Raw genomic sequence first — 13,844 nt, 5'->3', positions numbered from 1 at the left:
GATGGCATCTCAAGGTGTCATCTATTTTTTTCTTGTTTATGGACAGCAATAGATCTGTTCTTTCTGATGAAAGGATGAATAGAACAATGGAGCAAATACATACAAAAAACCGGCCATTCATTCTAGCATCCGTCATGCTTGCTATGTTCCTGGCTGCAATCGAAGCAACTATAGTATCTACTGCAATGCCCTCTATTGTAGCGGATTTAGGAGGATTCAGGCTGTACAGCTGGGTGTTCTCTGCTTATCTGTTGACTAATGCATCTACTGTACTGCTGTTTGGGAGACTTGCTGATGTATTTGGGAGAAAACCGATTTTCTTAACAGGTATCAGCCTCTTTATGCTGGGGGCGATCGTTTCTGCTCTTGCACCGAACATGCAGGTTTTGATCGGAGCGCGTCTGATCCAAGGAGTAGGTGCTGGTGCACTGATGCCCATTGCAACAACGATTGTGGGCGATATCTATACAAAAGAAGAAAGGGCGAAAATTCAAGGTTACCTTTCTAGTGTCTGGGGGATATCTGCCGTAACGGGACCTGCCCTGGGTGGATTCTTCGTTGATGTGCTCAGTTGGCCGTTTGTCTTCTGGATGAACATTCCTCTAGGCTTACTTGCCCTTGCAGGAATCACCTTCTTTTTTAAAGAAGATACCTCTTTAGAGAAGCGTTCTGTTGACATGGTCGGCTCGATCTGGGTGGTGATCGCTGTCAGTTCTTTACTCTTTATACTAGTAGAAGGAGGTCAGCGTGTTCCGTGGTTATCTGCAGAAATAATAGGACTCCTAGCTTTGTTCTTAGGAAGTCTCTTCGCCTTTTTGCATCATGAGAAATCAATTGAAGACCCTATGCTACCGTTGCACCTTTGGTCGATCAAATCCATTCGGTATGCAAACATCACTTCGTTTCTAACCGGAATGATCCTTATCGGTGTTTCCAGCTATCTACCTGCTTTTGTGCAAGGAGTGATGGAACGTTCTGCCACGATAGCAGGATTCACGCTGACTACCATGTCGATAGGGTGGCCTATTGCCTCGACGATAGCGGGGCGGTTGGTATTGAAGATAGGATTCCGCAAAACTTCAATAATAGGGGGAGTTTCGCTCATAATCGGAGGAATTGTATTCTCACTACTTTCTCCAGAACGTGGACCACTGGTAGCAGCACTGGGATCTTTGTTTATCGGTATCGGCATGGGGCTTACGTCTACTTCGTTCATCGTTTCCATTCAGAATGCGGTTAGCTGGCAATCCAGAGCAATAGCAACTGCATCAAATATGTTTATGAGGACGATCGGTAGTGCTCTCGGTGCAGCACTCCTCGGAGGCGTTCTGAACAACCGTGTTGAGGAGTTCATCAGAAGTGCAGGGTTACCCGAGCGAATCGATTTGAATTCCACCAATCAGCTTCTGACAGAAGAAGGAAGAGAAAGTCTTGGTCCTGAAGTAAGAAGGATCCTTCAAGAAGGTTTGAGCTCCGGTTTGCATATGGTATATATCGGTCTCCTCCTGTTAGCGGGTGTCAGTGTTCTATTTATTTTGTTACTTCCGAAAAAAGAAGATTGAAAATTCATTCTCTCCTTTGATAAAGTAAAGAAGGAAAGACAATACATAAGGAGGAATGACATATGAAACAAATGGATGCTAACGAAATTATTTCGTTTATTTCTAATAGTGAAAAGTCAACACCAGTCAAAGTTTATGTGAAGGGGAAGAACTTGAGTGATTTGGACTTTGGAGATCAAGTCCAAGATTTCCTCTCCGCAGATTCTGGCGTCCTTTTCGGCGAGTGGAAAGTACTCGGACCACTTCTAGAGAAATACGAAGAATCCATCGAAGACTACGTCATTGAGAATGATCGTAGGAATTCCGCTATTCCTCTTTTAGATCTCAAGAAAGTGAATGCACGGATCGAGCCTGGTGCTGTTATACGAGACCAAGTGGAAATCGGTGATGGAGCTGTCATTATGCTTGGTGCAATGATCAACATTGGTTCTGTTGTAGGAGCAGGCACGATGATTGACATGAATGTTGTACTAGGTGGACGTGCGACTGTCGGTAAGAACTGTCACATTGGTGCAGGTGCTGTATTAGCAGGTGTGATCGAGCCTCCTTCTGCAAAACCTGTAGTGGTAGAAGATGGAGTTGTGATTGGTGCCAATGCTGTGGTTCTCGAGGGAGTTACAGTCGGTGAAGGCGCCGTAGTCGCGGCAGGGGCTATTGTAACGGAGGATGTTCCTCCTCAAACCCTCGTTGCCGGAACTCCAGCGAAAGTCATTAAGAAAATTGATGATCAAACCAAATCCAAAACCGAAATCAAACAAGAATTGCGTAAGTTGGATAATTGACGAAAAGGCCTTGCTTAGGAGCAAGGCCTTTTGCATAAACAGGAGGAGAAGAATGGTGAATCAAGAATCACTTCAGGCGATAAGGCGAGATCTTCATAGAATTCCAGAGCTAGGCTTTCAAGAGTTGAAAACCCAGCGCTATTTGTTGGATTACATCAGAAATCTGCCGCAGGAAAATATAACCATCAGTACATGGCGGACTGGTATATTTGTGTTTGTAAATGGGGAGAAGGGTAGCAAAACGATCGGCTATCGTACAGATATAGATGGTCTTCCTCTTCAAGAAGAAACGGGCCTTCCTTTTTCATCGGAACATGAAGGGAGAATGCATGCTTGTGGACATGACTTCCACATGACGATTGCGCTCGGCGCATTATCTAAACTGGCTGAGCAACCTGCTGACCATAATGTAGTGTTTCTATTTCAACCAGCAGAAGAAGGTCCGGGTGGTGCGGAACCGATGCTGCAATCGGAAACTATGAAAGCGTGGTGGCCGGACGTGATTTTTGCTCATCATATTGCCCCGGAATTACCCGTCGGTACTATTACATCCAAACCGGGCTTGCTGTTTGCCAATACGAGTGAGCTGTTCATTGATTTTGAAGGCACTGGAGGGCATGCGGCGTACCCGCATCGTACAAAAGATATGGTAGTGGCAGCGAGTTCTTTCATTGTCCAGCTCCAGCAGATTGTCGCACGCCGAGTAGACCCCCTCGATAGCGCAGTCATCTCGGTAGGTAAAATGGAAAGTGGGACTGTGCAGAATATTATTGCTCAAAAAGCTAGAGTTGAAGGAACGATACGTACGTTGTCTCCTGCTTCTATGAGCATTGTGAAAGAGGAAATAGAAAAATTGGCAAGAGGCTGTGAAATCTCAAATGACTGCAGTATTACGATTGATTATGGGGCTAACTATCACCAAGTGACGAATGATGAAGGATTGGTCGCTTCTTTTAAGGAAGTCGTAGAACAGTGCGGTTATACCTATGAGGAGGCACCGATGGCGATGACAGGAGAAGATTTCGGTTATATGGCTAAGGAAATACCGGGTTTCATGTTTTGGTTAGGAGTAGATTCACAAGCTGGTTTGCATCAATCAAAGCTAGACCCGAAAGAGGATTCTCTCCCAATAGCCGTTGATGTCGTTGAGTCCTTCATCCGAACACTTACTTAACTATGCATATGCTGCATTCTTAAAGGGAAACTAAATTCAAGTGTGTTTTGTAATCTTTAAGGGTAAGCCTACAATAGTGTTTACATAGTTAAGGGGGCGGGAGTCATGGAAGCAACAATTAAGCTTATTGCAGTAGCGATACTCATTTTACTTACGGCATTTTTTGTAGCAAGTGAATTCGCGATCGTTAAGGTGCGTAAGACCAGAATGGAATCACGGGCAGCCGAAGGAGATAAGAAAGCAGAACGAGCTTTGAAGCTCTTGAATGACCTGGATTATTATTTATCGGCATGTCAGTTGGGGATCACCATCACTGCTCTAGGTTTAGGGTGGTTAGGAGAACCGACGCTTGAGGTGCTGCTACATCCTTTATTTGATGAGCTTGCCTTACCAGATACGATTTCGACGACGCTATCCTTTGTAATCGCGTTCTTCGTTATCACATTCTTACACGTTGTTTTGGGAGAACTTGCACCTAAAACAATTGCAATCCAAAGAGCAGAAGCAATTACTTTGCTGCTTGCACGACCGCTTATTCTATACAGCAAAATAATGTATCCATTGATTTGGCTATTGAACGGATCGGCGAACATATTTGTCCGCTTGTTCGGCTTTCAAACAGCGAAGGAATCAGAGGAGGTCCACTCAGAAGACGAATTGAGACATATTCTGACGCAAAGCTACAAACAAGGGGAAATCAACCGCTCAGAATACACGTACGTGGACAGAATATTTGAATTTGATAACCGAACAGCTAAAGAAATCATGATCCCAAGAACGGAAATGGCAGTTCTCGATATTACAGATTCTGTGATGACTAATATTCGGTCCATGAAGAGTAAACGTTACACTCGATACCCTGTCATTCAAGGTGATAAGGATCAAATAGTCGGGATTATCCATATGAAAGAACTAGTTTATGTGGGTGACCACGAAAGCCTGAGTCCATATATCAGGCCAGTAATGAAGGTGTTTGAGAATGTCCCGATTCATGACTTACTTGTGAAAATGAAAAAAGAACATTCTCATATGGCTGTCCTTGTTGATGAGTATGGTGGAACATCGGGCATTGTTACGGTAGAGGATATCCTTGAGGAGATTGTAGGAGAAATTCGAGATGAATTTGACCACGAAGAGGAAAAAGAGATACGCCGTCTCAAGAACGGACATTACCTGCTGGATGGGAAAACCGCTATCCAAGATATCAACGAATATTTCGATATGGAACTGAAACATGAAGACATCGACACGATATCAGGTTGGATCTTCACACAGGATTATGAGGCGGAAGAAGGAACCATTATTAAAGAAGGGAATATGCAATTTAAAGTGGTCGATATGGAAGATAGCCACATTAAGAAAGTAGAAGTTTGGCAAGAGGATACAGCATAAAACAACCTGCCCAAATAGGGCAGGTTGTTTTTTATTAATCTTCATTTTTGGTTACGTACACTTGGTGAGGGTAAGGAATCTCGATTCCTGCTTGGTCGAGCGCTTCTTTCATCGCTTTACGCAAGTCGCGTTCAACACCCCACTGCTCCATGTTAGCTGTTTTGCCCAAGATACGAATGACCACATCTGAGGAACCAAGGCTTTGAACACCAAGCACGTTCGGCCCTTCTTTGAAGCGTTCATCCTCTTGGAAACGTTCTGCTACTTCGTTCAACACAGTCATAGCTTCATCGATATTCTCATCATATCCGATTCCGATATCAACAAGAGCTCTCATGTTTCCGCGAGAATGGTTGGCTACACCAGCAATGTTGCGGTTTGGAACAAAATTAAGTGTGCCGTCGAAGCTGCGGATCTGGGTTGTACGGATGCCGACTTCTTCGACCACTCCGTCATAGCCACCCGCTGTCACGTAATCATCCACCTCTACCTGACGCTCTAGTAATAGGAAAAAGCCTGTCACGACATCGGATACAATACCTTGAGCACCGAAACCTATTGCCAGACCTACAATACCAGCACCTGCAAGTAATGGCGCAATGTTAATATCTAATGCTCCAAGAATCATTACAATCAGAATAAAAATGAGAGCATAGGAAAAAATGTTAACAGAAAGCTTCTCTATTGTCTTACTTCGTCCTTCTGTTATATTGCGCCTCTGACCCATTTTGTGAATGGATTTTTGAATGGCCTTTGTACCAATGGGGCGTACTATGAGAAATCCGATTATAAGTAAAAGGATCTCGAGACCGCCCATTATAACTGATTCAACTACAACACTAGGGTTGAATTTAAACCCTTCTTCAAACAAATTCATTATTGGTCTCCTCTCATAAAGCAAAATAGTATCCTTTTATAGAATAGCGAAAAGTATGTCATAGTTTCAAATATTTTTCAAGAAAAAGCAGAGGATTGTCGGTTTCTGCGCCGATAGACTTCGATCAATATATGGAGGTTTGTTTAATGACAGAACGAATGGTAGCCAAGCAGGCACCCCGTTTTGAAATGGAGGCTGTGCTTCCTAATGAAGAATATGGAAAAGTGTCGCTTGAGAAGAATATTAGTAAAGATAAGTGGACGGTTCTCTTTTTCTATCCGATGGATCTATCTTTTGTAAGTCCCACAGAAATTACGGAATTGTCTGATCGTATTGAGGAGTTCTCAGAACTCAATACAGAAGTGATCGGCATTTCTACGGATACGATCCACGCTCACAGGACTTTTATTGCTACGCCACGGGGAGAGAATGGCCTCGGGGATCTTCAATTTCCGCTTGCAGCAGACACGAATCATCATGTTTCCAAATCATACGGTGTACTTATTGAGGAAGAAGGCGTCGCATTAAGAGGATTATTCATCGTTAACCCTGAAGGTGAACTGGAGTATCAGGTTGTCCACCATAAGAATTTGGGACGCAACGTAGATGAGACAGTAAGAATATTGAAGGCATTACAAGAAGACGATCCACATCCATTAAGCTGGAAAGTGGGGCAACAAACACTATAAGGAACGAGCAACTTCCATAAATATGGAGGTTGCTTTTTCATTGGTAAGGGAACTAACCAAAAGGAGATAGGTAGAGGTTCCGTCAATGGAATGAGAAGGAACATCATTAAATTCCGACTAAAGTTCACATTACTACTAATTTTTGAAAAATTAAGTCAAAAGGGTGGATATTTATTTCGTTACCCGATATATTAGTTATTACGGAAAAAAAGATTCAGAGGAGGGAGACAGATGGATACATTTAAAAAATTGAAGCAGTTTTACTGGCCATATCGAAAATACTTCTTTTGGTCATTGTTTTCACTGCTTTTTGTGACAGCGATTTCACTCGTTTATCCGATTGTCCTTAAAATTACGATCGATGATGTTATCTTGGCAGAACAATATAACCTGATTCCTTACATTTGCATTGCATTCATCGCACTTATGATTATCAAAGGTATAGCGACATATTTTCACCAATACTTAGGAGAGAACTTTGGAATCCGATCCGTCTACACACTGAGGGATGAGTTGTACAAGAAATTACAACGCCTTCCCTTCAAATATTACGATAACGCCAAAACAGGAGACTTGATGTCAAGGTTAACAGCTGATGTTGAGGGCTTCCGCTTTTTCCTAGCGATGGGCTTCTCCGAATTGGTGAGGATTACTTTACTGATTGTGTTGAGCCTAGGAGCGATGTTCTATTACTCCGTGCCACTTGCATTAGTAACAATGGCTGCTATGCCTTTCTTGGCTGTAGTAGTGTACCGCTTCGATCGGCGTGTTCACCCGGCTTTCCGTAAGATTCGGAAGTCATTTGGTAAGTTGAACACACGTGTTCAAGAAAACATCAGTGGTATGAATACAGTGAAATCTTTATCTAGAGAAGATTTCGAAGTGGGTCGCTTTCTAAACCGAAGCGAAGACTATCGTACGAATTTCATTACAACGTCCAACATATGGTCGAAGTACTTTCCTCTTATGGAGTTTATCGGCAACATATGTGTCGTTGCTCTTCTTGCATACGGAGGTTATCTAGTCATCAATACTCCATTGCAATTGGGGGTTCTTGTAGCCTTTTTCCAATTTGTTTGGCTTGTACTTGGTCCGTTGATGAACTTTGGGTTCGTCATTAACCTTTTCTCTCAATCGAAAGCATCTGGTGAACGTCTGCTAGAAATTCTGGAAGCAGAAGAGGATATCCAAGAAAAAGAAAACCCGATTGTGAAAGACCGGTTGAAAGGTCATGTAACGTTTGAGGGTGTCACGTTAACCTACTCAGAAGATGACGATTCAGCTCTGAAAGACATCTCATTCGATGCTCCACCAGGCAAAACGATAGGGTTGATCGGGGCGACGGGAGCTGGGAAAACGAGTATCACACAGTTGATTACCCGTTTCTATGAACCAGAAAAAGGAGAAGTGCTTGTTGATGGCAAGCGTGTCCAGGAATATGGGCTGAAAACGCTTCGGAAGAATATTGGGTTTGTATTGCAGGAATCGTTCCTGTTTTCCACGACCATCCGGGAAAACATCAGTTATGGTAATCCTGATGCTTCGTTAGACGATGTCATTTCGGCAGCGAAACGTGCCCAAGCTCATGACTTCATTATGGAGATGCCTAATGGATACGACACATTATTAGGGGAGAGAGGAATGGGATTATCCGGAGGGCAGAAGCAGCGAATTGCGATTGCCCGTGCCATACTCATCGACCCAGCGATATTGGTGTTGGATGATGCGACATCTGCTGTTGATATGGAAACGGAATTCCAGATCCAAAAAGCCTTGCAAGAAGTGATGGAAGGCCGTACTACCTTTATCATCGCACACCGTATTTCTTCTCTGAAGCATGCGGATGAAATCCTAGTCCTTGAAGATGGTGGAGTCGTAGAGCGAGGAGTTCATGAGGATCTCCTTGTCAACGGCGGTCCATACCAACGCATCTACGATATTCAATACCAAGATAAAGAGAAGATCCTTAATACTGCCAATTTATAGAGAAAAGGGGGGACCGTTATGGCAAAGCGGCCAAAACATGAGCCTGAAACGAATAAGCATTTAGACCGTTTCAAATATACGAAAGACCAAGCGGTAGAAAAACCGTTTAATTGGGCGCAAATGTGGCGCTTATTGAAATATGTGAAGCCTTACTCCAAGAAATTATTGCCCATCGCGATCATTGCTATGCTTGTATCGACCATCGTCCGACTCGTTGTTCCCATATTGATTGGTAAAGTAGCAATTGATATAGCCATTAAAGGGCAAGATGTTCCATTTTTGACTAAGCTCGTTATCGGCATATTCATTTTGTATTTGCTGAGTTACGTCGGGAACGTATTCAGGATCAAATATGTGAACATATTAGGTCAGAACGTTATCTATGATTTGAGACAGCATCTTTTTTCTCACGTACAGCGGCTGTCGCACCGCTTTTTCGACACCCGCTCAGCAGGTTCGATTCTTGTGCGGATCATGAATGATATCAATTCGTTGCAAGAACTGTTTACAAATGGAATTGTCAACTTACTTATGGATGTTGTCATGCTTACCGGGATTGTGGTCATTCTCTTCGTCCTCAGCCCGAAACTGGCCATTGCTATCCTTGTCATCTTGCCAATCATGTTCTACATCTCAACGAAATTAAGGCGGAATATTCGACGATCGTGGCAGGATGTAAGGATTCAACAATCCAAATTGAATTCCCACCTGAACGAAAGTATTCAGGGAATAAGGATCACACAATCCTTCTCCCAAGAAAAAGAGAACACCGAATATTTCGATGGAGTGAACACAGACAATTTCAATTCATGGGATAGAGCAATAAAGAAAAGTTCCATGTTCCGACCGTTCGTGGAAATGAGTAACGCAATCGGAACTGTCATTCTTATAGCTTTCGGTGCCTATCTGATTTTAAATAATAGTATTGAGATAGGAACTTTTGTTACTTTCTCCTTCTATTTAGGAATGTTTTGGGAGCCGATTTCACGTTTGGGGATGATGTATAACCAACTCCTTATGGCAATGGCGGCATCTGAACGCATCTTCGAGTTCCTCGATGAAGAGCCGAATGTTGAAGAGAAATCAGATGCTGTGAATTTGAAAGACATGAAAGGTCACATTGAGTTTGACCATGTTCAGTTTGCTTACGATGAAAAACGTATCGCGCTCCACGATATCAACTTAGAAATGAAGCAAGGAGAGACGGTTGCCTTAGTAGGTCATACCGGTTCTGGTAAGTCGACAATAGCCAATCTTATCAGCCGTTTTTACGACCCAACAAAAGGTGCAGTGAAGATTGACGGAGTCGATTTAAGAGATGCAACAATCGATAGCGTCCGCCAACAAATCAGTGTTGTCTTACAGGATACCTTTATTTTCTCTGGTACCATCATGGAGAATATACGCTTCGGTAATCCTAATGCATCGGATGAAGAAGTGATAGAAGCTTCCAAAGTGGTCGGGGCAGATGATTTCATCCAACGTTTGAATAACGGATACGAAACAGAAGTAGAAGAACGAGGGAATATATTATCAGCCGGGGAAAGGCAGTTACTTTCCTTTGCGAGGGCGCTACTAGCCAATCCGAAGATTCTTATTTTGGATGAAGCGACTGCAAGTATCGATACCGAAACGGAAGTTATGATTCAAGAAGCGCTTCGTAAATTGCTGAAGGGTCGAACAGCTATTATGATTGCCCATAGACTTTCAACCATCCGGGAAGCGGATAATATATTTGTGCTGGAGAATGGAAAGATCCTAGAGAATGGATCGCACAATGAGTTAATGGATCAGAAAGGCGAATATTATGAATTGGTCAAAGCACAGTTTCAGATGCTTGATGCCATTTAGCGAGAAAGCACCTTCTTTTATGAAGGTGCTTTTTTATGTCGTAAAGCTTCTCTCTCGCGTTAAGGATTGGCTGGTTGAGGGTATTTGGAAATTAAGTATATCTTTAGACAAATTCCTTCTTGTGGTGTAAACTGTAGTCAAAATTAAGAGATTGTGAAGTTTGTCACAAAATCGTCAACAACTTGAAGTTGGGGGAACGCTTACAGCCCTTATACTATGTAATCAGAGATATTAATTTGCCTAAACCGGTAAGGAGGAACTTCTATGTTTGAATTAGATGGTGCAATGATCAGTAGATTATTGACGTCTATGACTCTTCTATTCCACGCCATCTTTGCCACGCTAGGCGTCGGGGTACCCGTTCTAGTATCTGTATCAGAGCTGATCGGGATAAAGAAGAAAGACCCGCACTATACGTTGCTTGCTAGGCGTTGGACAAGAGGATACACAATTACAGTAGCGGTGGGTGTTGTTACAGGAACCGCTATCGGCTTGCAGCTATCATTGATTTGGCCAAGCTTTATGCAGCTTGCGGGAAATGTTATAGCACTACCGCTATTTATGGAAACATTTGCGTTTTTCTTTGAAGCGATTTTTCTAGGAATTTATTTGTACACGTGGGACCGGTTCAAAAATCCGATATACCACTGGCTCTTATCTATTCCTGTTGTAATTGGAGGGACACTGTCCGCATTCTTTATCACGACCGTCAACTCATTCATGAACCAACCACAAGGTTTCGAATTGGAAAATGGTACAGTTACGTCGATTGATCCTTTGGCAGCCATGTTTAACCCGGCTACTCCTACAAAGGTATTTCACGTCATATCTTCTTCGTACTTAACAGCAGCTGCTGTGTTAGGAACAATAGCGGCCATTTCCATCTTGTTTAAAAAAGGCTCTGCCTACCACAAGAAAGCATTGAAACTCACAGTCAGCCTCACTTTCATTTTTGCAATTATGACAGCCGTAGCTGGAGATTTGTCAGCGAAGTTTCTCGCGGAATACCAGCCTGAGAAACTAGCGGCTGGGGAGTGGCACTTCGATACAGAAGAAGGAGCCGATTTGATTGTGTTCGGGACACTGGATGAAAATAATGAAGTCCAAAATGCGATTCGGATTCCGAATGCATTGAGTTTCCTTGCGCATGGTGATTTCAATGCAGAAGTAGAAGGGCTTGAAGAGACACCTGAAGATGAAAGGCCTCCTCTATGGATTCACTACATGTTTGATTTGATGGTATCCATAGGCTTTTACACACTGGGGATATCCATGCTGTTCCTTGTTTTCTGGAAAGTGAAAAAGTGGAATGAGCACAATAAATTGATTCTAACCGGGCTTGCACTGGCAGGACCATTGTCTATGCTGGCAGTTGAATTCGGTTGGATTTATGCAGAGGTCGGTCGTCAACCTTGGATTATGAGAGGCTTTATGACAGTGACAGAGGCTGCAACTACTTCCCCACACATTGGCGCGATGTTCATATTGTTCTTTGCGCTTTATGTAGTTCTCGGTACCGGATGCGTCGTCGTCCTCAGGAAAATGTTTAAAAACAACCCTGCGGAAATCGAATTGGAACATCGATTTCCGCAAGTTGCTGCGACGAAGGAGGATGACAACTCGTGAACTATGAATTAATTGGAATTTCAGTACTCTGGCTTTTCCTTTATGGCTACTTAATTGTAGCTTCGGTTGACTTTGGTGCCGGTTTCTTTGCTTACTACGCAAGAGTGACGAAGAAGGATCATATTATCAACCAACTGATCTCCCGTTATTTGTCACCGGTTTGGGAAGTGACGAATGTCTTCTTCGTGTTCTTCTTTGTAGGTCTTGTAGGATTCTTCCCGGATGCAGCGTACTATTATGGTCAATCCCTTCTAGTACCGGGAAGTATAGCGATCGTTCTGATCGCAATTCGAGGTTCATTCTATGCTTTTGAAAGTTACGGTTCAAAAGACAACGCCTTTTACATGTTTCTATATGGAGCAACAGGACTGCTGATTCCAGCATCGTTATCCACTGCCTTGACTATTTCAGAAGGTGGATTTATTGAAGAGACGGGAAATGGCGTTCAACTGTTGTTCGGGAAGTTGCTTAGCAGTCCTTATTCTTGGAGTGTTGTATTCCTGGCATTGGTGTCTGTCTTATATATCAGTGCGATGTTTCTAACGTATTATGCTCATAGGGCAGGGGATAAGCCAGCTCTCGAATTGGTCAGAAAATACGCTTTGTTTTGGAGTTCTCCGACGATCATTGCAAGTTTGACGACGTTTATCGCTTTAAGTCAGCAGAACATGGAACACTTCGAACGAGCACTAGACTTATGGTGGGTATTCGGTATTTCGGTTGGATTCTTCATGGTTGCTGTCTTTCTCGTCTATCAGGGCAAATACTATGGCTGGGCATTCATTTCCGTCATGTTCCAATTTTTCTTCGCTTTCTTCGGTTATGGGGCCTCGCACTTACCGTATATTCTAAAGCCATATATCACTATTACGAGTGCTGTGACAAACGAGACGATGGCGATATCGTTGATCATCGCCTTTCTAGCAGGTTTGTGTTTGCTCGTACCATCTCTAATATTGTTGATGCGTATGTTCTTGTTTGATGCGGATTATGTAAAAGGGAATAAATAAATCGTTTAGAAGGTGGGCCATTTAGGGCTCACCTTTTTTGTCTAGGAACGCAGTCTTGAACAAGATATCTACTTTTAGTGATTTCTGTGATAAAATAACGTTATATTTAGTGGAATATGGAGGACTCTTACATGAAAAAAGAATTCGCTGTTATTGGCTTGGGACGCTTCGGTGGGAGCATCTGCCGTGAGTTAAGCCGTGAGGGGATGGAAGTCCTGGCCATTGATTTAGATGAAGATAAAGTTAATGAATACAAAGACATTGCAGGTCATGCGGTAATCGCAGACTCTACAGATGAGAATGTTCTTAGAGAACTTGGTCTGCGTAATATTGATCACGTAATCGTTGCCATTGGAGATAACATCCAGGCTAGTATTTTGACAGCATTGATGCTTAAAGAACTTGGTATCAAGACGATTACAGTCAAAGCACAGAATGATTATCATGAAAAAGTATTGAACAAAATCGGAGCCGATCATGTCGTCCACCCAGAGCGTGACATGGGGAAACGAATTGCTCATAATATCATATCGAACAACATTTTAGACTACATCGAACTGTCTGATGACCATAGCGTTGTAGAAGTTAAAGCCGGAAGCAAGATGAGTGGTCGTACATTAGTCGACCTCGATATCCGTGCCCAATATGGGTGTAACGTCGTTGCGATCAAGAGGAAGAAAGATGTCATCGTCTCTCCTATGGCGACGGAGGAAATAAGAGAAAGCGATGTACTGATTGTCATCGGGGCAGATAAAGATATCAGTCGATTTGAGAAAAACTTAGTGGTAGAAGATTAATTCGAACCTCCTGTTTATCCAGGAGGTTTTTTTTGTATCGTTTAACATTTGGTCAGATGGGAAATAAGAAGGTTATACGATAAAATGAGGTGACACGC

11 protein-coding genes are annotated in these 13,844 nt (G+C 42.9%); 10 read left to right on the top strand and 1 reads right to left on the bottom strand.

Annotated elements, in window-relative coordinates; all coding sequences use genetic code 11:
• The first annotated feature begins 86 nt into the window (after nucleotides 1-86).
• From E4663_RS08865 to E4663_RS08850, 4 genes are all read left to right on the top strand, one after another.
• Entirely contained in the window at nucleotides 87-1,562 is a 1,476-nt protein-coding gene (locus E4663_RS08865) for an MDR family MFS transporter (protein WP_135327311.1), read from the top strand.
• A 62-nt stretch (nucleotides 1,563-1,624) separates the two neighbouring features.
• Nucleotides 1,625-2,344, top strand: coding sequence for a 2,3,4,5-tetrahydropyridine-2,6-dicarboxylate N-acetyltransferase (gene dapD / locus E4663_RS08860; protein ID WP_079480459.1), 720 nt, complete (start codon nucleotides 1,625-1,627; stop codon nucleotides 2,342-2,344).
• 52 nt (nucleotides 2,345-2,396) lie between these two features.
• Nucleotides 2,397-3,518 carry an N-acetyldiaminopimelate deacetylase gene (locus tag E4663_RS08855; protein WP_135327310.1) on the top strand — a complete coding sequence of 374 codons (1,122 nt, stop codon included), beginning with the start codon at nucleotides 2,397-2,399 and terminating at the stop codon, nucleotides 3,516-3,518.
• Nucleotides 3,519-3,623: 105 nt separating this feature from the next.
• Nucleotides 3,624-4,910 (top strand): hemolysin family protein, encoded by a 1,287-nt coding sequence (locus E4663_RS08850; RefSeq protein WP_135327309.1) that lies wholly within the window; start codon nucleotides 3,624-3,626, stop codon nucleotides 4,908-4,910.
• 34 nt (nucleotides 4,911-4,944) lie between these two features.
• On the opposite strand, the gene E4663_RS08845 is transcribed toward E4663_RS08850, so the two are convergent.
• Nucleotides 4,945-5,787, bottom strand: coding sequence for a mechanosensitive ion channel family protein (locus E4663_RS08845; protein ID WP_079480456.1), 843 nt, complete (start codon nucleotides 5,785-5,787; stop codon nucleotides 4,945-4,947).
• 146 nt (nucleotides 5,788-5,933) lie between these two features.
• Between E4663_RS08845 and E4663_RS08840 the strand changes: the two genes are divergently transcribed.
• The 6 genes from E4663_RS08840 to E4663_RS08815 all read left to right on the top strand — a co-directional run bounded on the left by E4663_RS08840 (nucleotide 5,934) and on the right by E4663_RS08815 (nucleotide 13,746).
• Nucleotides 5,934-6,476: a peroxiredoxin gene (locus E4663_RS08840; protein WP_135327308.1), complete on the top strand. Its 543-nt coding sequence runs from the start codon at nucleotides 5,934-5,936 to the stop codon at nucleotides 6,474-6,476.
• A gap of 231 nt (nucleotides 6,477-6,707) precedes the next feature.
• Entirely contained in the window at nucleotides 6,708-8,462 is a 1,755-nt protein-coding gene (locus tag E4663_RS08835) for an ABC transporter ATP-binding protein (protein ID WP_079480454.1), read from the top strand.
• Between the two features lie 18 nt (nucleotides 8,463-8,480).
• Nucleotides 8,481-10,313: an ABC transporter ATP-binding protein gene (locus E4663_RS08830; RefSeq protein ID WP_079480453.1), complete on the top strand. Its 1,833-nt coding sequence runs from the start codon at nucleotides 8,481-8,483 to the stop codon at nucleotides 10,311-10,313.
• A gap of 264 nt (nucleotides 10,314-10,577) precedes the next feature.
• Complete coding sequence (locus tag E4663_RS08825; protein ID WP_079480452.1) at nucleotides 10,578-11,939, top strand: cytochrome ubiquinol oxidase subunit I; 1,362 nt, start codon at nucleotides 10,578-10,580, stop codon at nucleotides 11,937-11,939.
• On the top strand, nucleotides 11,936-12,949 hold the full coding sequence (locus E4663_RS08820; RefSeq protein WP_079480451.1) for a cytochrome d ubiquinol oxidase subunit II: 1,014 nt from the start codon (nucleotides 11,936-11,938) through the stop codon (nucleotides 12,947-12,949). The genes E4663_RS08825 and E4663_RS08820 overlap by 4 nt, the downstream gene beginning before the upstream one ends.
• Before the next feature lie 131 nt (nucleotides 12,950-13,080).
• Nucleotides 13,081-13,746: a potassium channel family protein gene (locus E4663_RS08815; protein WP_079480450.1), complete on the top strand. Its 666-nt coding sequence runs from the start codon at nucleotides 13,081-13,083 to the stop codon at nucleotides 13,744-13,746.
• Nucleotides 13,747-13,844: the final 98 nt, after the last annotated feature.

It is taken from the genome of Halobacillus salinus, from assembly GCF_004684905.1.
In the GTDB taxonomy this organism is placed as follows: Bacteria; Bacillota; Bacilli; order Bacillales; family Halobacillaceae; genus Halobacillus; species Halobacillus salinus.
Note: the sequence above shows the minus strand (reverse complement) of the source record. Positions and strands in the feature narration are given on the sequence as shown.

Coding starts and splice junctions, on each gene's coding strand:
- E4663_RS08865 (WP_135327311.1), top strand. CDS start 87: ATGGAGCAAATACATACAAAAAACCGGCCATTCATTCTAGCATCCGTC.
- dapD (WP_079480459.1), top strand. CDS start 1,625: ATGAAACAAATGGATGCTAACGAAATTATTTCGTTTATTTCTAATAGT.
- E4663_RS08855 (WP_135327310.1), top strand. CDS start 2,397: ATGGTGAATCAAGAATCACTTCAGGCGATAAGGCGAGATCTTCATAGA.
- E4663_RS08850 (WP_135327309.1), top strand. CDS start 3,624: ATGGAAGCAACAATTAAGCTTATTGCAGTAGCGATACTCATTTTACTT.
- E4663_RS08845 (WP_079480456.1), bottom strand. CDS start 5,787: ATGAATTTGTTTGAAGAAGGGTTTAAATTCAACCCTAGTGTTGTAGTT.
- E4663_RS08840 (WP_135327308.1), top strand. CDS start 5,934: ATGACAGAACGAATGGTAGCCAAGCAGGCACCCCGTTTTGAAATGGAG.
- E4663_RS08835 (WP_079480454.1), top strand. CDS start 6,708: ATGGATACATTTAAAAAATTGAAGCAGTTTTACTGGCCATATCGAAAA.
- E4663_RS08830 (WP_079480453.1), top strand. CDS start 8,481: ATGGCAAAGCGGCCAAAACATGAGCCTGAAACGAATAAGCATTTAGAC.
- E4663_RS08825 (WP_079480452.1), top strand. CDS start 10,578: ATGTTTGAATTAGATGGTGCAATGATCAGTAGATTATTGACGTCTATG.
- E4663_RS08815 (WP_079480450.1), top strand. CDS start 13,081: ATGAAAAAAGAATTCGCTGTTATTGGCTTGGGACGCTTCGGTGGGAGC.